Origin of the sequence: Neobacillus piezotolerans (genome assembly GCF_003362805.1) — a bacterium.
GTDB classification, from domain to species: Bacteria; Bacillota; Bacilli; order Bacillales; family Cytobacillaceae; genus Bacillus_D; species Bacillus_D piezotolerans.
Map to the genome: position 1 here is coordinate 278,673 of NZ_QNQT01000003.1, position 24,968 is coordinate 303,640.

The window sequence follows — 24,968 nt, forward strand, 5'->3', positions numbered from 1 at the left end:
ATTGGCCCATACACCAAGTACCGCCCATCAGCACCAAACCGCCAAATACCCGCAATTCGCCATCAAAAAAGGCCCCGCCATAACCGCGCGTAGCAGTTACAACCGAGCCTTAAAGTGTAGCAGGCGGCCCAAACCGCCTGCTTCGGAAAAATTATTATAAATTGTTAAAGGGATTGCCATCAGGATCGCTTCTTAAGTAACCACCGCCTGCTTCAAGGGGACGGTTAATCGCAGTGTTGCCATCCCCATCACGGTAGTATCCTTCAACATACGTACCATCGGATCTAAAATACCCGTCAACGTGGTGGGGTTTTACAAAGTGAATATTGCCCAAATCAAGATTCAACGGCTGGAACTGATGCTTGTAAGCGTGCTTTAAAGGATCCTGGTAATCCAGGAAGCCATGGTCCGAAAAGTTATTCCCGTTAATATGACTGTGATGCCCAAGATGGTCGTTGTGATGCCCAAGATGATCGTGGTGACCACCATGGTCGTGGTGATTATTAGTAGTTAATTCATTCTGTTGGCCAAAATCATGATCAAAGGAATTCGACAACTGGAACTGGTCTGCCATTATGCGCTTACCCCCTCTAAATATTCACTTTCTATTAACCTTTCAAGTTCAGCCAGCTTCGTTCTATATACCTGGATGGTGGCGGCTTCCCTTTGTTTGCTTGAAATTTCCCTTTTTATCATCGTTTCATAGGACCGTAACAGGCGCGTGAACTCTTCAAGGGATTCTTCCTGGATTTTATTGATTGTTGTATGGACGTAATCAACGATTTTGTCTTCGAAATTCGTAATGAGCTGCCCAATCTGGCTGTTGGCGGCAATGATAAGTTCTGGTTTAATGTTCTCCAGCTGCTTCTCTGCCAGCTTTTGCGAAAGGTACGGAAGTCCGGCCATCCCGACAATCGGCAGGAAAAAAGGCCCTCCCAGCAGCACCGCAACCGTGCTCACGCCACCAAGAACCACCCCAGCCTTTACAGCCGCGTTTCCCGATTTCGCATTCAGGATTGGAATCGGTTCATGTAGTTGAAGGTCGTTGCTTTTTACCGCATGGATCGTTACATTCTCGTTAAAAGCGGCAATCAGTCCTTTGGTTACTTCTGCTTGTGTTTTGTGCAGCAATTCATGGATATAATCACTGTATTGATTGGCCCACGTATTGAAGTGGGACTTAACCGCGATCGGGATTTGCGCCTCCACCAAATTTTTAATATCGGCGCCATGGAACAACCTGATCCGGTTCTCGATATCTTCCTTGACGTTTGTGCCAAAATGCTGGATCGATTTGGCGACCATATAGTTAATTTCGCTTCGGCGGTCCGATAAATAGGACTTTATTTGTCCCCGCCAAGTATCCTGATTGGCAAACCATTTCGCCACGCCTTCAAGCTGGGACTCCAAATCCTCAAGGGAGTGGGAAGACAACTCTTCTGCTGTCCGTATTTCACTTTTTACAAGTTCGGCGATTGCCTTAAGCCTCCATTGGAAGCGCTCCAGCTTTTCCAAACTCCTCGAACCACTTTCGATTCTCCTGACAATCTCTTTTTCCAGCTCAGGAAAACCGGAATAGCGAAGCGCTGCTTCATCACCGTTCAGCTTCCCATCAAGGGCGTCCTTGGCGGATAATGGGAACACCGCGGTTTTTTCCCCGCCTAAAATAGATTGGACTCTGCTTTCCGCAAATTCAATTGTCTCATCGAGTTCTTCCTCATCGACCCGGTCCATGAAGTTTGCCGCGAAGATGATGTTTTCCAGGCCATTTTTCATTAAAAATTCCTGGATAAACGTCTTTTCCGTCTGCTTAAAGGCCGAATCCAGCGATGTTAAAAAGATGATGACATCCGCCCTCGGAAGGAATTGAAAGGTAATATCCGACCGTTGCTGATTAAGATCGTTCACCCCCGGCGTATCAATGAGGACGACCCGATTTTCGAGCAGCGGGGCGTTTAAAAATAGCTTCAAATATTTGATCTCATCGGGATTGAAGTCGGCCGACGCCGTATATTGATTCAAGGCATCCACTGACAACTCTTTCGTTTCAACCGTCCCATCCATTTTTAAAATTTCCAGTCCTGGAGTCTCCGAATGGAAGACCGCATTGATTGTGGCCGTCGTCGGAGTAACATCCCTCGGCATGATGTCCTGTCCAAGAAGGGCGTTTACGAATGTCGATTTGCCATGTTTGAACTCCCCAACAACCATGAGGGTATAATAATCCCGTTCCAAATCCTCAAGCAGCTCACCAAGCGCACTCAATTGCGAGCTTTCCGGCATAAGATCAGACGCTCTTGTTTTAAGCGCGGCAGCTTTCTGTTGCAATAGTTCCTTTTCCTTCACATAATTCATGAATGGATCCCTGCCTTTTCCCTAGGTGGATTTGTCAGCTCCTGATATAAGTCGCTAAGCTCGTCTTTAATTTGCTGTAGTGCGGCTTCCCTGCGATGCAGGACTTCCATTTTAATTTCGATTTCTTTTTCTTCCAAAAGGGTATTCTCCAATAATTGATTTAATTGGCCCTCCAGCTCTTGGACTTTATCGTTAATAATTTGCTCATATTGAGTTTGGATGGCATTCACCATCCCATCCCACTCATTTTTAAACTGAAGGTTCCGGCGCTTTTCAGAGTTATCAAGCTGCGAATTGAGCTTTCTGCGGAACTTGGTCTTTTCATCTTCTTCTCCAGTCAGCCAGGAAACAAAGCCGCCAATCAAAATGGATGCGACATTCACTGCTCCGGCAATCAAAAAACCCGTTCCAATCGCTAATTTCCCGATGAAGCTATTGCTATTTTCCCAGGCTGCATCAAGCTCATCAACAATGGAATCAAACAATGAATACTCCCATTCAGGTTCCAGCTGCAGCCCAGTACCTTCCCAGTCATCTTGTCCGCTTTTGGAGGATATGGATAATAAATCTCCCTCCAATTTGAACCATTCATTATTTAACTGCTTGCTCATATCCTGAATGACCTTTTTAGATGTTTTCGTCATTCTTGTCTTTTTTTCCTCATGGAGCCGCCGTTCAAGCGGTGCTATCGCAGTTTCAACTATTCTGCCAATGTCACTTATATGTTTCATTCGATTAGATTCGAAGGTTTCCAAACCTTTTTGCGTTATGTTCCTTGATTCAGCCTCGTACCATTTCGTAATTTGTGTTTCTTCCATCTTTAACTGCATCACAATTTTCTTCAGGGATTCTTTCCCGGTTTTCCTGACCATTTGTACCCGGGGCTTGAACGAAGATACCTTTTCTTCAAGGCCGTCCCTTTGCTGATTCAGGGTGTTATATTGAAAGTGAATTTGTTTCTCCAAAACGTCGGAAATCAGTTTATCCGTCCGTTGAATCGGCTTTTGCAGTTTTACAGCTCCTCTTTCGAATTGAAGAAAATCCGCCAACGCCGACTCAAGCTCCAAAAAACCTGACTCTTCGATTGGCTTAACGGGAATCGGCTTCCCCCTCTTTGTAACCATTTCCTCGCCAGCAGCCTTGCGCCGGGCATTCAAGGCATCCTTGGCGGCAACCATAAAGATTTTCGGTTCATGCAGAATCCCCTGTAAATTGTCATAAGCAAACATCCTGATTTTTTCTACCTCTTCCGGAGATTCCAAAAGGTCCATCTGATTTACGACAATAAAGATTTTCTGGATGTCACTTCCAAGAATCCGATCCCGTAAAAAACTTAACTCTGATTCTGATAAAATCTTAATCGCCGATAGGATAAGGATCGCCGCATCTGATTGAGGGATGATGCTGTTTGTCAGCTGTTCCCGGGCAGGGTCCAAATCATTCGTTCCCGGAGTGTCGATAACCTTGACCCCATCCTTGCAAAAATTCAAAGGATGGCCAATTTCGGCGTACTCGATGCTCCTTATTATTTCTACTTGCTTCTCGTACAGCGCTTCCCCCTCGGTATCACCCGCAAACGGTTCCTTCGGGGCCACAAGTGAGTTAAATCGTTCTTCCGTCACGTATTCCTGCTTTTTATTTCTGTAGTGAAGTTTAATAAAGGGATCTGTGCTGTGGGTGATCACATTCAATAACGTTGTTGTTGGCCGCGCCGACGAGGGCAGGAGCTTCTTCCCCAGCAATGCATTAATGAAAGTCGATTTCCCGCGGGAAAACTCACCGACAACAACAATCTGGAATTGGTCCTCTTTAATTTGGTTTCGCAAGTCCTCCACTTTCTTTAAATCGTTTTGATTCCCAATGTCATGGAGGATTACCTGAAGCCGGTAAAGCTGGTCGACCAGCCGCCGTTTATTTGCTGTGTAAACATCCAACGAAAAACTCATTACACACTCTCCCTAGAACTCCGTTTTTTCAATAATGTTGATACTCGGATTATCGGAAATCATCATTTCTCCAAGGTCTGAGATACGCACTTTAAATTCCGCGTCAACTCTTTTCCGATCACCGGTTCCATCCTGGTAATGGTACTCGTCGACCAAATAAACATTGATAAGATAGTGGTTATCTCCCGATTGGGTGATCGACTCAATGGTAAACTCCAAATTTTCCATCCACATATTCTCTCTAATCACAAGCTCCAGATAGCTGGCTATGCTTGAATAAGCGGGACCTTCAGGGTCATAATACCCCTGGACTGTGGGAAAGCCATTGCCATTGAATGCCTCCACAAAGTCAACATAATATCTTTTTATATAGTCAGACACCTCTTCTACCGATACAAGCTGGACGGTAGGCTGAGCGACAATTTGTTTAGAAGTCTCTTTAATAATAATATCGTCAATCGTGAACCCTCCCAAAGAGTCCACAATCAAAATATAATCCTTGAGGCGGTCGTATTTCGTTGTATTTTGATAGTCATCAATAAACGAAAACTTCTCCCGGGTTGAAACGGTATACTTGTTCGCCTCGTCCTTTGTAATGGAGAGAACAGCAAACTCCTCTTCATTGAACGTATAACCCTTGCCGGAAATGGAAGAAATATTATCACGCAGTTCACTATATTCCTGATTTTTCTCCAAAAAGAAGTCATCAATCAGGGTGCTGTTGCCGGTATTTAAGGCCTGCATATAAGATTGCCGGAACAAACTAAGAAAGTTCTCTATTTCCCCATCCGCAACTTCAACGCCTTCACCGCCGGAAATCTCGTAACCAAACGAGGTGATTTGCAAGTTGCCATCATCGGAAAATACCAATCTATATTTCGTTTGAAATTCCTTGCTGTATCCCCGCCTGAATGTTTCAATAACCGAAACCTGCATGCCCCTGCCATAGAGATTTTCAATCTTAATGATTTCAAGGCCGGTCCGTTCTTTTCCGGTTATGTCATTTAAATAAGGAATGAATTGATTCCAGCCATCCATCGTAAAAAAAGCAGAAAGATAATCAGGATCCTCATATCCGTACCCGTACCTGTCCCCATATAACTCCCGGAAAAAATCCCATATATCATCGTCGCTGATATTTTTTTGTTGTTCGGTTTGTACCTGTTCCTGTTCCCCTTCAGCATCTCCCGATTCTTCTATTGTGCCAGTACTGGCAACCGCTTCCGCCTCTTCAAATGCATCCTTGGTAAATTTAAGATCGAATAGATCAACTACAATTGCCGCTGACACAAACAATGCCGCCGCGGTACCAGCCCCAATCCATTTGGCCCGCTTCTTTTTAAAAGCAGTAATTTCCTTGGTCAATCCTTGGTTGATCACGCCAGGCAGCGATTTATAAGTCTTGTATGCAAATAGTTGGGACATTTTAAGGGGAGGGTTAGCAAGTAGATAATCCCTGGCTGTTTCCTTTTTAATCCCTTTGAAAAATTTGAACTGGGACAAGAAGGTTTCTGATGGGATATCTTTGGCCAAACCCGCAATATTTCTAAGTAAATACCGGACTTCCTCATAAACAAGGGCATTCTCGGGGCCAAAACTCGTTTCCAGCAAAGGAACAGCCACACTGACCTTAAAACTGTTTAGCCAGTTAAGGAATAATCCGGTTTCCGCCAATTCATGATTGGATAAGTTAGTTAGTCTTTGTTTGACTGTGTCCAGCTTCTGGTTAAAGCCATCCGTACTCTTCTTCTCACTAATTGAGTATTTCGATACATCCTCTTTCGCAACGCTTTTTACTTCGTTTACAATTAATTTTATCCGTTTTTCTATTAGCTTTTTTTGAGTATCCAGTTCATGTTGTTTTTTAGCAAGACGATCCCGTTCTTTGTGGTAAGCGTCCAGCCTTTCCCGATGGTATTCGATTTTCTTTAGTTTAAAAATCGACTTGCTGGCACGGATAAGCTCCCAACTTTCTTTTAACTCTTCTTCCATATTGATTAGCTCGGCAATTTCATCCTGATTTTTACCTCTCGCAATCATGTACGGATTGAATTGGAGTTCCCTTGTTTCCTCCCATAGACGTGAAGGGCTGTTTTGGGAAGAAGTTTTGGCCTTGACATTCCTTGAATGAATTGTAAATTTCCCTAAAAATTTCTCAATGGTTTCGACCGATTCGATTGTATCGTGCAAAATAAAATTCCAGTTATCAACGGCTGATTTATACGTTACCCTCGTTTCTTCAACCTTTTCTTTTACCGATTCCAGCTCCTCGAATTCTACTTTTAAAGAAGACTCGCTGGAACTGTACTCTTTCAGTTTAAATAAAGGCAAAGCTTTCTTTTTCTCCAGCAATTCACCGTCCAATTGCCTAAGCATAAAGGACACCCTCCGGAACGTCATTTCCTTCTTTCTTTCCGGCTGGTTTTTGAACTCTTCAATCAGCTTGTCAATAGCACGCCAATTGCTCCACTCAAACATCGAATCATTCTTCGACAATTTCGAATCAAGCGCTTCCTTCGCCGATACGCCAATCAGTTTCTGGAGCAGCGGACCGAATCGGGGTATATTAAACTCAATTAAATCGTCGAGCTCATCTTCCTCATCATCCAATTCATCAATCCGATTTATGATCCCAAAGGGTTTCAGCCCGAGTCCATTGTACTTTTTAAGCCACTTAATCTCGGTTGCTGTCCCTACATTCATGGCATGGAATAGAAAGAGCACCTGGTCCGCCCTGCCCATAAATTCTTCCGTTGTCGCAGTATGGTCAAATTCATCCTTGGCATTAAGCCCGGGCGTATCCACGATTGCAATGGACTTCAACAGTTCAATAGGCAGCTGAATTTCCACATAAGAAAGCTGTTTTCGAATCTCTTTAAATTCGCCGTCCCTTTCAGCCGTAAGCTGCTCAAGCCATTTTTCTTCAAAAACCTTTTTTGTTGTGTCTTTATAGTGGGCAGTGATCTTCTTCTGCACTCCGTATGTCAGCTTCGTAATCATGGCCGTTTCCGGAGTTACGTTCGACGAAAGGACCTTCTCCCCAAGCAACGCATTTATAAATGTGGACTTTCCCGCATTAAATTCCCCAGTAATTAAAACAGTCAGTTCATCCTTACAGTCTTCCCTAAGTTCGAATAGGTTCTTCTTTATACTATTAAAAGCTGGATCGCCATCGCTTAAATCCATCCAATTGGCAAGAGCCCCATCCATTTGATCTTTCCAACCCAACTGCCGACACCTCTAGTCGCATATTGTCATATTTTTGTATAAAATGAAGTTTATGTATTCCTATAGTATATCAAGTAATGCAGACTTGGTTTATTTTTCCGAAAAATTAAAAAATTTTACATTTGCTCAGCCGCTCTGAAACCACCTCAACTAAATTAAGAGGCTCCAGATAATGAAAAACTTCAAAACAGTGCTAAACCCCCCAATGATTGCCATCCTTGATGGGCCCCGCCTGTATTTTCGTTATGATATGATAGTAGAGTTACAAAGCAAGTGAAAGGATGAGCAAGTAGTGTCAACAACGATAGGCCGAAATGAAAAATGCCCATGCGGGAGCGGCAAGAAGTACAAGAAATGCTGCGGCAAGGGGGCGGTTGTGCAGTTGGACGAGCTGCTCGACAAGGAATTGAAAGAGCTCCAGGGCGATATAATACGATATACATGGAGTCACTATGAAAGTGAAATTGAAGATTATTTACAGGAGCACGACAAAAACTTCGCCATTCCGGACGAAGCAAAAGAAGTGTTTGAATTTTGCGCACTGACCTGGTTTGCCACGTCCCATGCCAAAAACGGAAAAACGGTTATGGATGAATACCTCGACGCCCATTCAAAAACCATATCCAGGCCAAAGGTAAAAGAAATGGCCGAGGCTTGGAGAAACAGCTACCCTTCTGTCTTCCGGGCAGTCAGCTTGGACAATGGCAAGTTCATAATAGTTGAAGATATTTTCACAAACGAAACATCCCAAGTAAAATTACTTGAACGGGAATATCTGCCGGAACAAGGGGATCTCTTGATGGCAACTGTCCTTTCTTCAGAGCCCGCAGTGTTTTTTGGGACCTTTTTCAACATCCCCGCCAACTTTGCGGACGAAATTGAACGAGAAATTCTCGCATTATATAAAGATACCGGAAGTGGAAATCCAATATCCTTCATGAAAGAATCCTTTCTTCTCGTACTTGAACGCTTTATGTTCCCGGAACCCGTCACCCTATTGGAAGGTTGGGAATGGCCTTCGCAAAAACACCGTGAAGTTGCGGAAGCATACCAGGAATACATAAAAGAAATTGACGATTCCAAGAAGCTGGCCAACCTCGGCCTCACCCTTTGGTCCCAATACAGCGCCAAGGCAAACCCCGCCATCCGGAATCCACAAATTTATACAGCCGCACTCATCTATTTGATTCTGTCACATAGCCAGGTTCCAGTTGCAATTTCCCAAAAGCAACTGGCTGAAGCTTTTGGAACTTCCGCCGGCAGCATCTCCAGCAAATACCGGGACATGAAAAAAGCCCTCGTAGACGAACTCAAGGAGGTAGAGGCAATAACCACCTCAGCATAAAGCAATGATAAAGGCACAACAAGAGATTTTTTCACTAACTCCGTGTTGTGCCTTTCGCTTTTTTGCATGCAGGTTTTTGGAAAAATTGGCCCTTACACCTGGCCTGACCTTTTAGCAAGCCGCCAGCGAATACACACCATTCGCCGTCATCACGAAAAAGACGCCCCCTTTATAACAGCGCAAGCAGTTATAAAGAGGGCTTTATCATTCCATCCATACTTATGGAGCAGCCAAACAGCCCCTTGGCTACAAACCTGATAAGAAAAATCCAATAACAAGGAGCACTACTACAAGACAACCGAGACAAGACAGTATGGTTTTTATACTGCCTGCTTTGAAGTACCAAATAAACCCGACAATAATTCCTACAATCGGAGTAAAAATAAATGATGCAATAATACCCAAAACAACAGAAACCAGGATGGATCCTCTTTCTTCCTGATACTGAACGTCTGCAGATACATTTGATCCAGAAGTTCCTGAATGTGAATTTGTTGATTGATTAGCAGGCTGCGAATCTCCATAGTAAATTAAATCGCTTCTAATATAAGATTCGGCTTCTTTTAGCCACTCATTTACTTCTGCGAATTCATTTCCATTAATATCTTTTACTAAATAAACCAGTTCTTTAAATCCATTATTACGATTGTCTAGACTTTCGCATAAATTCATGATCATTCTTAAGAGAATGATTTTTTCATCACTTGTTTTCGGTAACTCCTGAATCCTCAATATTACCCTTTTATGGTAATTAAGTTTATCGGCAGCCATTGTAAGAAAGAACAATTCTTGGAGCAATGGAAAATCATAAATGGTTTCTTTCCCTTGTTGTTTTATCTTTTCTTCAAGTGTAATAAAGGCTGTATGAAAATTGCCTAAATTTGCATACGCCCTCGCCAGAAATATGCAATAGTTGCTTTCCCCCGGATTTAGCGAGACTAATTTTTTATAATATTTCCTTGCAAAGTCATACATCTCCAAATTTAAAAAGGTTTCCCCTAATAATGATAGCGTCATTTCATCATTTGGGTGCATAACCTCTATCTGTAACAATACTCTCTTGGCATCCTCAAATTTTTCAAGACTTATATAGCAAATGGCGATATTTTGCTGAACTGCTAAATCATTGGGATAGGTTTTAAGCATTTTCTCCAAAGAAATTAAGGCGCTATCATACTGTTCTTTATTCATGGATTCAATTGCATTGGTTAATAGCTTTGAATAGGCACCATCATCTTTTGATTCATGGTCATATTTTGCTCTTGATTCTTGATTGGATAAAACCTTATACGCTTTTGTCAGCTCCTGAAACTCAACAGGATGTGTTTCATTCGGGTATTCACGGATTTTTAGGTAATATGCCTTTTTAATCTCATTACTCGAAGCTTTTTCATCAATATCAAGCAATTCATAATAACTTATTGTTTTAGTAGATTGCACCATTTCCCATATGACTCCTTAATATGCCCTTTTATCTACTGCATTCATTACTGTAAGTGGGTTTCCCCCTAACAAGCAGCCCCATTTGTTATTTCATTTACTTTACTCATAATGATTTTGCCTTTTTCGCAGTCCATTCATGAGGGAATTCATTTGCGATTCGGTTTAGCCAGTTTATTGCGTTTTCTTGATCCCCGGACTCCAAATACCTTTCCGCTCGCAATAGCATTACATCATCAAGATAAGGGGATTGACTATAGGAATCAGAATTTGCGTCGGATTCCTTTAAAAATGAATCCATTTCAGTAATAGCTCTTTGATCATCCCCGGACTTTATGGCCGATTGAATAAGGAAAAAATGGGCATCATCTGCGAAATAGGGAGTTTTTGAAAGGGATATGCTCTTCCCCAGCTTTTCTACCGCCGTTTGGTACTGGCCGCTTCTATAATTGTCCAACCCGCTTCGATACTGCTTGAAAGCACCATTCACCTTGATGTCCTCTATGTTCACATCTGCTAATTCCAGGAGGCCAACAGTTTCACTCTTTTGCTGCAGTTCAGCTGATTGATTGTCCATTTCTGACTGAAGGGCGGAATTTTCCTTTTCAAGTGATGCAATCTGTTCCTTTAATGCTTTTTCCTGATTCACACCTTCTAAGCTAGATAGTTCGGGCTTTTCTTTTGATGAAACAGGCTTCGCACCGTCATTATCCAAAAATCTTTCCACGGCTATACCGGTTGATAACATCAGGATTGCTGCTCCCGCCATCAAAGCCCCCTTCAAAAAACGCGGCTTTTTACGAACGGTTTTATCATCTAAAAGGTTTGCTGCGGATTCTAAGTCGATTTCCTTCACTTTCACGGAAATCGACTTGATTGATGGATTATTCCTTACATACTCGGGAACTTCTTCAAGTGCCTTGTTAAATTGATTGATATCTCCGCAAACGAGTAAGGACAAAAACCATCCCTTATAAATTTCAATGGGGAGGGAGATTCCCTTGCCTTGTTCGAACAGATCCAAGAATAGTTGGGGCAGCGAAGCAAAGTCTTTTAGCCTCGCTTTTTCAACCGCTTCGTTATATAAGGTGATAATTCTTTCATAGGTCGGAAGAGTATCCCGTAGCCGTCCTATCTTTTCCGGTACAGCCGCAACTTCATCAGGTGAAACCTTTTCCCACTGTGCAAGGGCTTCAAATGGCCTCCCGGTAGCAGCATAGATGAGCCCCAATGCCCAGTGCGATAATCCATGGCCAGTTTGGGACAAGGTTCTCAAAAGACTCTCCGCTTCTGAATAATTGCCTTTTTGGATGAAGGTTATTGCTTTGTTATAGTTTAAAAGGTTTTCGTTCATGGCCACCCCTACACAAGCTCGATTAATAAATCAGTCAGTTCTTCTTCAACCCGCTTTACTCCATTGGTATTGTTGGCGGCTAACTCCCTTTTAAGCTCGGAAAGAAGTTCCTCAATTTTTTGTTTATCAGAAGGACTGGCGTCATTCCTCATTTTTTCAGCTCGATAAATGACATTTTTTACTTCCTGATAAAGTTCGGACTTGTCCCAATCCTGGTGGACCTTTTCCTTGGCGGCTGCCACTTGCTCATCGGAAAGGACACCTTTTTGTGAACGGATTATGTCCTCCACTACTTTTCCTGTACTTAAAACCTTTGCCCTAACCTGCAGAGTGCCATTAATATCATAGGTAAAGGTCACTTCGATTTTTTCTTCACCAGCTGGCTTTGGCGGAATACCGTCAAGAGTTATATCATCCGACAGGAGAATATTTCCGCTAACCAAGTGGCTTTCTCCTTGATAAACCTTAATGTCTACAGCCTCCTGATGATCAGAAGCAGTGTAATACATTTTTGTTTCAGAAATTGGAATGGTGCTATTACGTGGAATTATTGGGTCAAAATAACCCGGCACTATCTGTCCTCCGATGTTTTTAACCACTTCCATCCCAAGTGTATATGGACAAAGATCGATTACCATCAATCCACTCTTTGAATCTATTTCCCCACTTTTTATGCCGCCTTGTACGGCCGCACCAAGGGCAACGGCTTCATCCGGATTAATGTCTTTCCGTGGTGTTTTTCCGAATTTCCTTTCAACCAGTTCTTGGATAAGCGGAATTCTTGTCGAACCCCCAATCAGGAGCACTTCTCGTATATCTCTTTCAGTTAACCCCGCATCCTGTAAGGCTTTATCAACTTCATGTAAAGTTGAATTCGCCATATCACGGATCAAATTTTCAAATTCACTTCTTGTCAATTCAAAATCAACACTAATAGGCAAGTTATTATAGATTCCAAGGAATGGAATGTCTATTCTGGTAGACATTTGGGAGGAGAGTAGTTTCTTCGCTTTTTCAGCCGCTTCTTTTAAAATGGCATTCCTCCTCAATTTGTCGGTCTCATCAGCATTCACGTAAATGTTGTACGCATTCTTCTCCTGGAACCTTTTTTCAATCCAAGCCACAACCGCGTTATCAAAATCCATCCCGCCAAGGTGGTTGTTACCGGCACTCGCTTTTACCTCAATCACACCATCAAACATTTCTACGACCGATACATCGAAAGTACCTCCGCCAAGGTCATAAACAAGGATATGCTGGTCCTTCTCCATATTTTCAAACCCAAAGGCAATCGCCGCTGCGGTAGGCTCATTGATAATCCGGTCTACCTTTAAACCTGCAATTTCCCCTGCAATTTTTGTCGCCTTGCGCTGTGAGTCGGAGAAGTAAGCTGGTACGGTAATTACGGCCTCTGTCACAGGCTCCCCCAGGATTTCCTCCGCGGAAGTCTTTAAATATTTCAAAATATAGGCGGAAATTTCTTCTGGAGGGTATTCTTTTCCTTTAACGGTTACCTTTTCATCTGTTCCCATTAGCCGTTTTACTTCCATGACTGTCTGGGTTACGAGTGTTGGATACGCATCTTTTGCCTCCTGGCCAATCACCATTTCTCCGTTTTGGTTAATTTGAAACACGGAAGGGGTCGTTCTCCCGCCCATTTTATTCACAAGAATTTCTGGCTTTCCATTTTTCAAATAAGCCACGGCTGAATTTGTTGTTCCTAAATCGATCCCTATAATCGTCATAATTGGTTGTCCCCTTTTCTTTAATCTACTGTAATGACCGTTGCTTTTCTTATGATTTCATTCGTTTCCTTATCTCTAAAGCCGCGTTTATGGACGGAATAGACATGATATTGTTCGAGGTCTGGAGCATATTGCTGCCTTGATACATTCCCAAGGCTAATCATCGTTTTCCCATCTATAGGCTCACCAAGCACTTTGATTTCCTCAAATCCGTATGATTCGAGTGCCTCCAGTGAACGGTTAATAATCATTTCCACCTGCTTTGTAACAGCGTCATTCCCAAGTTGTTGAACAGCCTGAAAAACAGAGTCGATTTGATCGAACATTTCAAGAGCGAGCATTTTTCCCTTCTTATTGCGGTCTTTCATTTCCTGTACCGCTTTATGAATTTCCCCTTGTTTGTCGGCCTGGATTTGATCGACAAATTGATCGAACTTCATTTCCAGCTCCTGCAATCCCTTGAAATTAGCCCGGTTTCCTTTTTTAACATCCACTTTAATTGCTTCGATTAGGGAAACGAGGGATTCATCCATCTCAACGCTTTCCCCCTCATGCACATAAAATTGCTCAAGCTTCGGCAGATTCAGTAACTCCTCAATAAATTCCTCTTGCAGCGATTTTTCCAATTCAATGTCTCCTCCGTCTATAAAATCCAGCATTTTAAGTTTTAATAGTTTAGCAAGTCTTGCTAGTTCTTCCTGCCAAGGAGAGTCTCCATTTTTAAAAAAGAATGAGCGTATCTGACTAACATCATCCAAGAAAAAAAGCAAAGTATCTAAAGCCGCAATCCAGCCTACTAGTTTAATTTGGCGGTTCACGACAGCAATTCCCTGATGGATATCCTGATACGTAACAAAATCATCAAGACTTTCTGGCTCAAAAGATGTTACTGCTTTAGGGCCCTGCTCAATATCGGATGGCAACGGTTGATCGAATCGCTGTGTGGAGAATGGCTCTGGCCTGCTATGTATAAAAATGTTGGGCCCATTGTCTGCTGGCCCAATTTCCTCAACGGCATTTCTATCCGAGTTGCTCAGGAATGGCCTTATTATCCTGGGGGATCTTTTTCTTTCATCCGAGTCCATGCTTTTACCTCCCCTGCCCCACTCATAGCCTGTTCATCCCATTAATCCCGGCCAACTTCTTGCCAGCCAGCGGCCGATTCTTTTCCACAATGCCCATAATCGTTTCATCCAGGAGATCCAAGTCACCGCCAGGCAGGTTCCTGGCTTTTTGTTCCATCACAAAGCTCGCCTTTGCCATGATGGCATCCTCGATCATATTCCGGACAAGCCTTCCATTTCCATGCGTTTCAGGGTATCTTAGAGTCGTCTTGCCTACCATCCGCCTGAAAGTAGTTGAGGCGGATGGAGTCATTATGTAATCCCGCTGATGCAAGAGCAAATTTGTGATTTCCATTAACTCATCGAGGCTATAATCCGGAAATTCGATTTGATTTTTGAATCTTGACTGAAGGCCGGGATTGGAATCAATGAAGGTTTTCATTTCATTCGGATAACCCGCCAAAATCACGACCATGTTGTTGCGGTCGTCTTCCATCGATTTGACCAAAGTATCAATGGCTTCAATCCCGAAATCGCTGGACGCGCTTCCTCTGACTAGGGAGTAAGCCTCATCAATAAACAAAACTCCGCCTTTTGCTTCCTTTATTTTGTTCATCGTTTTGATTGCGGTCTGGCCTACATATTCTGCGACTAAATCTGAACGGCCTACCTCGACGAGATGTCCCTTTGAAAGAACTCCAATGGCTTTAAGGATATTCGCGACAAGTCTTGCCACGGTCGTTTTTCCCGTCCCAGGATTCCCGGAGAAAACCATGTGCAGGCTAATCTTTTCCGTTTTAAAGCCTTGCTCCTGCCTTAGTTTGTTAAAGGATACCCAATTGGTAATGTCTTTAATTTTCCTTTTTACCTCGTCAAGGCCTATGAGCTGCTCGAGTTCTCCAATCGCTTTTTCAAGTGATACTTCTTCCGGGACTTTATCAAGTGCCAAGGTTAGGTCCTCTCGGTTAGAAATTGCCTTTTGAAGTTCATCCACCCAGGCAAGGATGTAGTTGGCCTGTTCAACCGCACCGTGTTCGCTGACCGCTGAATTAATTACAAGCCTCACCCTTTTTAAACTGGAAGTTATATCTATTACATTTGCTGCCGATATCCTTTCAAGATTCACTTTGATGTCTTTGCTTACGTATAAATTATGTACCTTTAAAGTCGCATGGGCATATTGTATAAACCGTTCGATGCTGTCTGTCGATTCGGTAATCCCTGAAAACCATTCGCGCTCAGCCCATTCCTCTTGGTTTTCCTCTTCATATAGTTGGGCAAGGTCTTCGTACCAAGAACCGATTTTCTTTTTCAACACATTCATACAATGAAAGTAATCTCCAAGAACCGAGTATTCCCGGGTTTGGATTTTTCTTTCAATGTGATCCATTATCTTAAAAACAAGGCGATGTGACCGGAAAAAATGACTCTTAATCAGCTCTTTATCCTTTGAGGAAAAGGCTGCCTGCATATCTTCTTCAAGATCGGCAAAAGAGTCATAAATCATCTTTAAACGTTCTTCCACCGATTTATATCCCCTTTGCGTTTTAATGCCAAGTTCGTGTTAATAGAGTATTTCGCTTCCAATTTTTCGAGTATGCGCCAAACAATCTTTCTAACAAGTACCTTCATTAGAGGAGACCGTTTGACCAATCCCGCTGCAAATGGCCCCACCTTATAGTAGAAGCGTACAAATAACCGGCCAGCCAGTGTCTTTTTTAAATAAACATCCCGCCAAAACCTTAAGCTGTCGAGTTCCATGGCAAGTGGAGACCCGAACGCGGCGGTTGCCACAAAACACGAACTTGAATTGGAACTTTGCGAGCTGGTGTTATAGGATGATGTATTGGATGACGGTCGTGCATCATTCAACTTTTTTTTTATTTCAGACAAAAAATTCGGGTTCAGTTCATATAAATCAGGATATTTTTGCTTGAGTCGATCAATCCCTTGTTTCACCTTGTTAGGCTGCTCATAGGACATCTCATCAAGAATATCGTCAAAATAACGCTCCCGTTCATCCTGTTCAAAATCCGATAAATAGAGGGCGATTAATCGCTTCAATGAGTTGGTGATTAATGAATCATTTTTCATTTGATCATATTGCTCATGCTCTCTCTTTGAAACCATTGCCTGGTCCATCACATCACTGAACAAATCCTTGCGGGCCTCATAAATGGCAGGATATTTAATCATCAGCCTTTTGATGGAGGAAATCGTTTCTTCAGGTTGATTTTTAGCAATATACCTGCAATTATGTAACATGACTTCTACTGATTCATCAAACTCGGCTTCATCCATACTGCTCCCATATATATAAAGGCCCGCGGCATGCCTTAATGGATCCAATACCTTTTGGTCCTTACTAAGTGAGTTATTTTCACGTATTAGTTCTTCATTGCCGCTTGTGTAATTGTGAAGTTCCCCGATATCTTCATTAGAGGGATCAAGTTGGATTGCCCGCTCCGTAAGTCTCTTTGACCAGTCATACATCATTACCTCATTTAATTCGTAAGCGAGTTTTGCATACTCCCTTGCAACATATGCCTTTTCTTCAGGATGGTTTTCGAGGAGCTCCTCAATCCTTGCAAAAGAACGCTCAATGCTGGATTTATCCCGTTCATGGATATCAATTTCAACTAGTTTAAAAAGATAATAGAACTTATGGAAACCTTCATTATCTTTTGATAGAATGGCATTCTCAATCGCGTTTCTTGCCTGGGAATATTGCTCGTTTCGAATATGTAGCTCATAAAGGGAATACATAATATTGATATCATTCGGGTCTAGCCGAAATGCCTCATTTAAATGGAAAACAGCTTCTTCTACAAATCCTGATTTTTCACAAGCAAATGCCAGGTTTGATTGATAAACAGCATTTTCAGGCTGCATTTCAATTAGTTTCCGGAATTGGGCAATCGCCTTATCCAATTCCCCGTCATAGCATAGAGCCAGGCCTAGTTGATTCCGAATGTTATGCAAACTCGGCTCGATAATCAAAATCTTTTTAAAACTCGTAATAGCCTTCTGAAAATCCTCTTCATCCATTGCGGAAAAGCCCTCGGCCTCCAACTGTCGGATCTCATCACCGTATTTCGACATCGTATCGTATTCTTTTCGGGAGTCGGGATCACTAAGAATTTCATAGGCTTTCCGGATTTTTTTGAATTCCTCCGGATATTTCTCAATCGGATATTCTCTAATCTTTTTTATGTATGCTTTTCTTATTTCGTTTGGGGCACATTCCTCTGTTAACCCCAAAACACTATAAAAATTATCTTGCAACCTACTCACATCCTTGCAAAACAGGATTTTACTTACTTTACATTTAATTCATTTACATTAAGACTATAGTACTAAATTTCTTTTGATAAAATTGGCGAATTTTGTCGAAAATAAGCAAATGTTATCAAATTATTCCTGTTAGTAATGTAGGGTCCGAGACAGGACAACCGGTAGTAAATACCCAACATTATCAGTCCCCACGTAAAAAAGCCCCCGTTATAACCGCGGAAGAGGTTATTAAAGGGGCCAACATATATTTAAAATCATGTAAAGTAATTTATTGCGATTCGCTTCCCGTCGGTTAAAAATACTCCTACATTTCCATGCTCACGCTGTTGTATTCCTCAATTAATCTACTGACATACTTATCTTGGAGAAATTCAACATTTTTGACGTCCATTAGTTCATAACCCCAGAAAGTAAAAGTATGATTATTTATTTTGTTATGCTTCCTATTTGTAAACGTATATTTACGGCCATCCAATATAAAGTCGTCTTGATGCTGAAAATTCTCCCCTGCAAGTCTGTCCTGGTCTTCAAAGAGTATATATTTTATCCACCAGGATTCTGGTCTGGGCATTTTGGAAAACGATCTGGTGAGCTTTATCAAGGTTGCACTTAATGAAGGAATCAGTTCAAGGTTTTCCTGCCTGTGATAAAACTGAATATTAACTCCAAACACATATTGATCTTGTTTCTCTCCCTCGTCTACTTTGCCGTTATAGTAATACCTTGACATAAATAGTGGAAAAAACCTTAAATAGGAATTAGAATTTTGATTAATATTTTTACTAGGCTCACAGCCAATCTTTGTATCGGTTGGAAAAAAACCCTCTTTCTCAAAAAGTTGATCTAAATCTTTTAAAATCAAAATTGAGTTATTTACTATTTCCAACGTGTTCTTAATTGTAATCATTGCTTTTTCAGATGTTCCCATAAATCATTACCTCCCTGTTATAAAAAGCTCCCATCTTCTGCACATCTTTTAATCCGGAGAAATACGACTTTTCTGGAATCAATATAGCTTGAGAATGAAATTTCCAATTTAACAATTCTTCATCAACCAATTGAAAACCTCCAAAACTCTTGATCCCCTTCCGTTCCAAATACCTTAATAAATCTTCCTTAATCCTACTGTCTCCTCCGCTAGAAGGAGACCATACTGACATCTCATTGTGAAAAGTAAGCCATGATAACCAATAGAGTTTTGGATTCTGAAAATCAGTTTTTTCTCTAATCGTCCGCAGTGAGTTTTCAATGTCTTTCTTAGGAAATACATGATTTAAGGTTAAATAAATCAATGCTTTTTTTGCAGTTTTATATTCAGTTCCTATCTTTTCGTATAAAGAGCCAGAATGGAGATCCCAGTATTCACGTGCCAGCTGGTCATAAAATTTCTGGTTCAGAATGTTTTCGGCTTCTATCCCTTCCGGATCCTCACCAGATTTGCCGCTAAAATATTTCACTTCAATTAAGAATAAATAGGTCTGGCTATCTGTTTTTAATGATAGTAGTAAATCGGGTTCTGATCGTTCTAACCGGGGCCAAAACCACATCCTTACATGGGGATTCTCCCCTTCAATATGTAAAGTCTGGTTGTTAACATTCAAACTGTTTCTTAAAAGTGAGCATATCAAGCTCCCATTTGAAAGATAATTTAACGTTCCAAATACGTTTGACGTTAGTATATCTTCACGATTCTCAAGCTCTGATGGTACTTTGCCATGTACAAATGCCTTTAACATACTGACCTCCTTTGAATATTCAATCTTCTAGCACAGTTAAGGCTGTGCTTCGGTATACTCCAGTCCCTTTCCACGGTGAGTCAACTCCTCGAGATACATTTCCTGGTTTTCCTACACTCCCTCTCTGTCCCTAATTTGATAAAGATTTTCGGCCAATTCCTCAAGGTATTCCCGTTCCTTAAGGACAATGGTTAGCTTGGATGGGATGCGCCCGCTTCCAACTTCGATGCCCTTCAGCCCGCCGGCGATGGCCGCGATTGTGTCGCTGTCATCCCCTAAGTTTACGGCTCCAAAAATGACATCATCGTAACTTTTTCGGTTAATCAGCCAGTAGAATACCCATTTCAGCGTATGGACAACATAGCCGCTTGGCGGGCAATCAGGTTCTCTGCTGTAATCCATGTCATAGCGGGTACCTTTTATTTCGGTTAAAATCGAAGCCGTTAACTCCTCACCGAGAAGGAGCCTTCTAGCGATACGGTTGTAGATGATGCACGCTTCAGATGCCGTATCGTCATAATGGGTCATTTTCGACTGTAAAGCAGATACTTCCTCGATTTTGGTAAGGTCCGAATAGGCGAAAGCGATTGGCAGGCACCTCATTAGTGATCCGTTTCCGCCACTTTCTCCTAGTTGCCAATGTGCAGCCTCTGCCGCCGCAAACCAGTCCCCCTCATAATGGTGGAAAGCCGTTGAAATCGTGATTCCGATATCCTTTGGCTTCTTTGCCTGCCAGGCCAGAAATTCCTTTCCTATTTCCTCAATTGGATTGGCGGAGTTCGCAATGATGCCCCTTGCTACTGCTATGGCCATGGCCGTATCATCCGAAGTCTCGCCGCGTTTAAATCCAAAAATGCCCCGCCAAGTATCTCCTTAACTGAACCGTATTTCCGTTCAATCTCGTCCGGGCTCATAAATTCTGTAGCCACGCCCGCAGCATCACCTACTGCTAACCCAATCAAACCCCCTTTGATTTTTTCCAGCACCGCCATCGCTCCCCACTAATGATTTTTTAAAACTATCAACATCAGATATCCAAAGAATCCATTTCTTCATTCGGTAACCTTCGAACACTGGAGGCATAATGAACACTAGAACAACTTCCACTTTTCTTGGAAGGACTCCATTAGAAGAACAGGTGCTTTCTCTTCACCTTATTCAAAAGGCTTCCTGCCCCGCCTTCTTCAAGAAGCGCATACGGTCCTAACCCCTGCTCCTCTTATACAACTAATTCAATAAATGGTTCTATTTTCCTTCAAATTATTCAAAATATTACAGATACTACCATTTCGCGAAAATTGGCTTATACGCATAGCCCGCCATTTCGGGCTAATAACTATATTCGCGATCCTCTCACGCAAAAAGCCCCCGCGATAACCGCGCTAACGGTTAACGCCACCGGGAGGTTCTTCTAATATATAAGCCTTCGGAACCGTCCCCATGGTCCTCCTTAAGAGCCGCAACAAATCGGAAATGAACCCCTATTCTAAATTTTCGATAAATTTAAACTTTTATAGTATAATAGTTATAAATTGGTATAACTAGGGTGATTACAATATGTCGAACTTAGCCAAAGAACAAACGATTTTTAATCACAAAAAAAGTACCATTAATACGGAAGATAGAGCCATAAACATCATTGCAAAAATAGAGGAACCATTGATAGTGGTCCTTGATAATGTGTTGGATAGTGAAGAATGTGATGAGTTGATTGTAATAGCCAAAGATCGAATGAAGCGTTCAAAAATTAGTGAGAATCATATTGAAAATGAGATCCGAACGAGCAGTGGCATGTTTTTCGATAAAATGGAAAACCAACTGGTCGCAAAAATCGAAAGAAGAGTTTCAGAGATTATGTGTATTCCTGTCGAACATGGTGAGGAAATTCAAGTTCTACATTATCTCCCTGGGCAAGAGTACAAATCACATTTTGATTATTTTTCATCTAAAAGCAGAGCAGCGGAAAATAACCGTATCAGCACACTCGTCATGTATTTGAACGATGTGGAAGAAGGCGGCGAAACAGTCTTCCCCCGCCTGAACCTTTCCGTTACACCTAAAAAAGGAATGGCCGTTTACTTTGAATATTTTTATGAAGAACAGGCGTTAAACGAGTTAACACTCCATAGCGGAATGCCTGTCATAAGGGGAGAAAAATGGGTCGCCACACAGTGGGTCAGAAGAAAAAAATTAGTTCCATAAAGCAAAGTCACGAATAAAGTTTTCGTCATTTTAAATCCTCTACAACTACAAAAACCCGCCAGTGCAATAACTGCCTGGCGGGTTTCCTACTATTTATCAACCAACTGGGGCCATTTGCCTACACATAGAGTGTGGAAATGTCATGAAGAATCGGGCAGTCACAGACATCTACCTTAATTACCCCAGCCGTCCCAGCTCGACAGCCGTGATTTCTTCCTCATTAAATAATGTTATTCGGAACGCTAGTGTAAAGTCTTCGAAGGTGCATTGATATTTTTTCAGCTGGTTCTGGCCGCAGGAATTGCTGCCTAAACCGTTTTGCTTGTAGTCCAGATTGAGGACGACATAGTCGCGGGGCTTCAAATCAACCGTATGTTTCGCATGCTCAAGGTCGATGATTTCATACCGTGATGCACTGAAATCAAATTTATCATTCGTGGTAAAAATGATTCCATCCTTATTTTGGCCGGTGAAGCTTACCCAATCACAGTCGGAGCGGTTGCCATTTTCCTGCGGCTTTACATAATTGGTGAACAACTCATCCACCGTTTTTTGATAAACCCCAAAGAGATTCGCTTCCTTGGAATCGGCATAGCTTTCTCCCGGCCCTCTGCCGCGCCACTTTGCAAAAGCAAACTTGTTATTCAAGATCATTTTAACACCAAGCCGCGGAATCATGGCTGGGGCATTTTCTTTCATACCAGAAGCAATCCCATTAATCCGGAATTCAATATCTCCGTCCGCATGGATTCTGTAAAAATAGTGAAGTTTATAATGCCACGAACTGTTTGTCGTCCCAAACAAAGCATGCGTATGCCACTCGAATACGCCGTCCTTTAACTCGTAACGGACTTCTTCGACGATTTCATGGCCCAAATGCATGAAGTATTTCGTTCGGTAATCGGGCAGCAAATACATATCGTTATCAATAGGAGCGCGCCAGAACTGGAATTGCGGCCCTCGTTCAATCTGAACCTCCCCATTGCGGACAACCTCTTTGATGGCCCCTTTTACACAATCGAAGGTTACAGAAAAGCCATTGCCGCTTACGGTTACGAACGCACCTTCCTTATTTACGTTGAGGTCGGCGCCACCTTCTTCATGCACCTTGGGAAGCTTGTTTTTTCCCGGAAGCTCAAACGAGGCATTCGCCAGCTCATGTCCTTTTGGGGCCCATGGCGTGTCCGCTTTAAGTTTATAGGAAAAGATCAAATAATACTTTGCACCGTTGACTTTTTCAAATTCCTTCATTAAAGGGAGGAGGATTTCCACTGCTTCACGCCCGCCAGCCTCGGGGAGTTCCACTGCAAATGAGTCTAGAAGTCTATCATCCTCGAAAACTGAGCAGGTTAACTCAAGATAATCTAATCCAATGAAGTCATACCGGTTGATCAGCCTGAACAGCCCTTTTTCAATATCCAGGCACTCCGTCTGAACCGGTTCAATCACCTTTTTATACTCAAGCAGGCTTGGTGATGGGGTTCCATCCGGCATGATCAGCCCGTCAATGCAGAAATTTCCGTTGGTTGGATCATCGCCAAAATCGCCTCCGTAGCGATAGTACACAGAGCCATCCTCACCAACCGTTTCAATTCCATGATCGAACCATTCCCAAACAAACCCGCCTTGAAGCTTCTCGTGTTTATAAAATAAGTCCTGATATTCCTTCATATTGCCGGGTCCGTTCCCCATCGCATGGGCGTACTCACAGAGAATATGCGGCTTCTTCGAGTTTTCAATGATTTTATCCATCGTCAGCCTGTCATCGTTCCGCTCGAGCCAAGTATACATGGTGCTATAAACATCGGTGACCTCCGCTTCACGGTCTCCTTCATAATGGACAAGGCGGGTTGGATCCATTTCCTTCGCCAGCTTTGCCATCGCCCGGAAGTTATGCCCAAAAGAGGATTCATTTCCAAGCGACCACATAATAATGCAAGGATGGTTTTTGTCGCGCGCAATCATCCGTTCCATCCGCGACACATGAGCCAATTCCCACTCTGGATCATCGCTGATCCAATCATATTTCCCGGTCAGTTCAAAGCCATGGCATTCCAGATCCGTTTCATCGATGACATACATACCGTATTCGTCACAAAGATCATACAGGTAATAAGCGTTTGGATAATGGGCCGTCCGGACCGCATTGATATTGTGGCGCTTCATCGTTATAATATCACGTTCAATTTCTTCTTTTGCCACAACCCGGCCCGTCTTCGGGTTATAATCATGGCGATTGACCCCCTTGAGCTTGATTGCAACCCCATTGACCAGGAATGTTTCCCCGGAAACGACAATTGACCGAAATCCGACTTGCTGGCGGATCACCTCAATCGTCTTGCCGGCACTGTCCCTTACAGTCATATAAAGATGATAAAGGTTAGGTATTTCGGCACTCCACTTTGATGGGGCTTCAACCAACCGGCTCAAAGCTTCATCAGCTTTTTTCTCTTCTAAAAATACCCGTTCGCCAGCGGAATCCACCAATTCATACGTTATCGTCTGGCCGCTATGTTCCGTAAGTTTTACAGAGACAGACAATACCGCATCCTGATTATCGCCGTCCAATTCGGTGGTCACGTAAAAATCATAAATCCCTGCAACTGGCCGGGTATAAAGTTCAACATCGCGGAAAATCCCGCTTAGCCACCACATATCCTGATCTTCCAAATACGTCCCGTCCGACCACTGAAACACCCGGACCACCAAACTGTTGCTCCCCGGGCGGCAAAGATCCGTGACATCGAATTCCGCCTGAATCCTTGCGCCCTTGCTGTATCCGGCAAACTCACCGTTCACATACACTTCATAGGCGGAATCGACACCATTGAAGCGGAGAAGGAGTTGTTCCCCGTTCAAATCCTCAGGCACCTCGAACCCCCGGCGGTAGATTCCGGTCGGGTTATCCGTTGGCACACGCGGCGGTATTATCGGGAAATTGTACCATAGGTCGGAATAATGCATTTTCCCATACCCTTGCAGCTGCCAGTTGCCGGGAACAGCAATCTTATCCCAGGCACTTGAATCAAATTCATCCAAAAAGAAACCTTCCGGAGAATATTCAGGCGCGTCCAGGAATAAAAACTTCCATGTACCGTTCAGCTTCTGGTAAAAACGGCTTGATTCCGGTTCATTCGTAACAGCTGCTTCCATATTCGGATAACTGAAGAAATGCGCCCGAGCAGGCAGCCGGTTAATCCCATCAGTCTTAATGTCTTCCCATCTTTTTAAGTTTTTCATCCTTTTCTCCTTTCAAAGG

The 24,968-nt window shown here is 42.7% G+C and carries 17 protein-coding genes; 2 read left to right on the forward strand and 15 right to left on the reverse strand.

The genetic code is table 11. The features are described from left to right. Positions 1-154: 154 nt before the first annotated feature. The 4 genes from DRW41_RS10340 to DRW41_RS10355 are packed head-to-tail and all read right to left on the reverse strand — an operon-like array spanning position 155 to position 7,529. Positions 155-574: a hypothetical protein gene (locus DRW41_RS10340; RefSeq protein ID WP_115451905.1), complete on the reverse strand. Its 420-nt coding sequence runs from the start codon at positions 572-574 to the stop codon at positions 155-157. Continuing rightward, positions 574-2,355 (reverse strand): dynamin family protein, encoded by a 1,782-nt coding sequence (locus DRW41_RS10345; protein ID WP_115451906.1) that lies wholly within the window; start codon positions 2,353-2,355, stop codon positions 574-576. The genes DRW41_RS10340 and DRW41_RS10345 overlap by 1 nt, the downstream gene beginning before the upstream one ends. Continuing rightward, on the reverse strand, positions 2,352-4,301 hold the full coding sequence (locus DRW41_RS10350) for a dynamin family protein (protein ID WP_115451907.1): 1,950 nt from the start codon (positions 4,299-4,301) through the stop codon (positions 2,352-2,354). The genes DRW41_RS10345 and DRW41_RS10350 overlap by 4 nt, the downstream gene beginning before the upstream one ends. 12 nt (positions 4,302-4,313) lie before the next feature. Beyond that, entirely contained in the window at positions 4,314-7,529 is a 3,216-nt protein-coding gene (locus DRW41_RS10355; protein WP_115451908.1) for a TcaA NTF2-like domain-containing protein, read from the reverse strand. A 292-nt stretch (positions 7,530-7,821) separates the two neighbouring features. Here DRW41_RS10355 and DRW41_RS10360 point away from each other — a divergent pair, with 292 nt between their 5' ends. After that, positions 7,822-8,874, forward strand: a complete 1,053-nt coding sequence (locus DRW41_RS10360; protein WP_115451909.1) for an SEC-C metal-binding domain-containing protein — start codon at positions 7,822-7,824, stop codon at positions 8,872-8,874. Between the two features lie 246 nt (positions 8,875-9,120). Here the strand turns inward: DRW41_RS10360 and DRW41_RS10365 are convergent, their stop codons facing one another. The 10 genes from DRW41_RS10365 to DRW41_RS23925 form a co-directional block, all read right to left on the reverse strand. After that, the gene (locus DRW41_RS10365; protein WP_181884497.1) at positions 9,121-10,281 is read right to left on the reverse strand and encodes a J domain-containing protein; all 1,161 of its coding nucleotides are present in this window, start codon (positions 10,279-10,281) and stop codon (positions 9,121-9,123) included. A 139-nt stretch (positions 10,282-10,420) separates the two neighbouring features. Beyond that, positions 10,421-11,668, reverse strand: a complete 1,248-nt coding sequence (locus tag DRW41_RS10370) for a tetratricopeptide repeat protein (RefSeq protein WP_115451911.1) — start codon at positions 11,666-11,668, stop codon at positions 10,421-10,423. 8 nt (positions 11,669-11,676) lie between these two features. Beyond that, the gene (locus DRW41_RS10375; protein ID WP_115451912.1) at positions 11,677-13,413 is read right to left on the reverse strand and encodes an Hsp70 family protein; all 1,737 of its coding nucleotides are present in this window, start codon (positions 13,411-13,413) and stop codon (positions 11,677-11,679) included. Between the two features lie 20 nt (positions 13,414-13,433). Continuing rightward, positions 13,434-14,498 carry a nucleotide exchange factor GrpE gene (gene grpE / locus DRW41_RS10380; protein ID WP_115451913.1) on the reverse strand — a complete coding sequence of 355 codons (1,065 nt, stop codon included), beginning with the start codon at positions 14,496-14,498 and terminating at the stop codon, positions 13,434-13,436. A 22-nt stretch (positions 14,499-14,520) separates the two neighbouring features. Next, on the reverse strand, positions 14,521-16,002 hold the full coding sequence (locus tag DRW41_RS10385) for an AAA family ATPase (RefSeq protein WP_115451914.1): 1,482 nt from the start codon (positions 16,000-16,002) through the stop codon (positions 14,521-14,523). Then, positions 15,987-17,762 carry a J domain-containing protein gene (locus tag DRW41_RS10390; protein ID WP_181884499.1) on the reverse strand — a complete coding sequence of 592 codons (1,776 nt, stop codon included), beginning with the start codon at positions 17,760-17,762 and terminating at the stop codon, positions 15,987-15,989. The genes DRW41_RS10385 and DRW41_RS10390 overlap by 16 nt, the downstream gene beginning before the upstream one ends. A 313-nt stretch (positions 17,763-18,075) precedes the next feature. Continuing rightward, positions 18,076-18,699 (reverse strand): hypothetical protein, encoded by a 624-nt coding sequence (locus tag DRW41_RS10395; protein ID WP_115451916.1) that lies wholly within the window; start codon positions 18,697-18,699, stop codon positions 18,076-18,078. Further along, positions 18,686-19,507 carry a hypothetical protein gene (locus tag DRW41_RS10400; RefSeq protein ID WP_115451917.1) on the reverse strand — a complete coding sequence of 274 codons (822 nt, stop codon included), beginning with the start codon at positions 19,505-19,507 and terminating at the stop codon, positions 18,686-18,688. The genes DRW41_RS10395 and DRW41_RS10400 overlap by 14 nt, the downstream gene beginning before the upstream one ends. Positions 19,508-19,618: 111 nt before the next feature. Next, on the reverse strand, positions 19,619-20,320 hold the full coding sequence (locus DRW41_RS10405; protein ID WP_281272301.1) for an ADP-ribosylglycohydrolase family protein: 702 nt from the start codon (positions 20,318-20,320) through the stop codon (positions 19,619-19,621). Then, positions 20,311-20,469, reverse strand: coding sequence for an ADP-ribosylglycohydrolase family protein (locus DRW41_RS23925; RefSeq protein ID WP_281272302.1), 159 nt, complete (start codon positions 20,467-20,469; stop codon positions 20,311-20,313). The genes DRW41_RS10405 and DRW41_RS23925 overlap by 10 nt, the downstream gene beginning before the upstream one ends. A gap of 595 nt (positions 20,470-21,064) precedes the next feature. On the opposite strand from DRW41_RS23925, the gene DRW41_RS10410 reads away from it, so the two are divergent. Next, a complete protein-coding gene (locus DRW41_RS10410) occupies positions 21,065-21,709 on the forward strand; it encodes a 2OG-Fe(II) oxygenase (protein ID WP_115451918.1) in 645 nt (214 codons plus the stop codon). A 177-nt stretch (positions 21,710-21,886) separates the two neighbouring features. Here the strand turns inward: DRW41_RS10410 and ebgA are convergent, their stop codons facing one another. Next, positions 21,887-24,949, reverse strand: a complete 3,063-nt coding sequence (ebgA, locus tag DRW41_RS10415) for a beta-galactosidase subunit alpha (protein WP_115451919.1) — start codon at positions 24,947-24,949, stop codon at positions 21,887-21,889. Between the last annotated feature and the right edge of the window lie 19 nt (positions 24,950-24,968).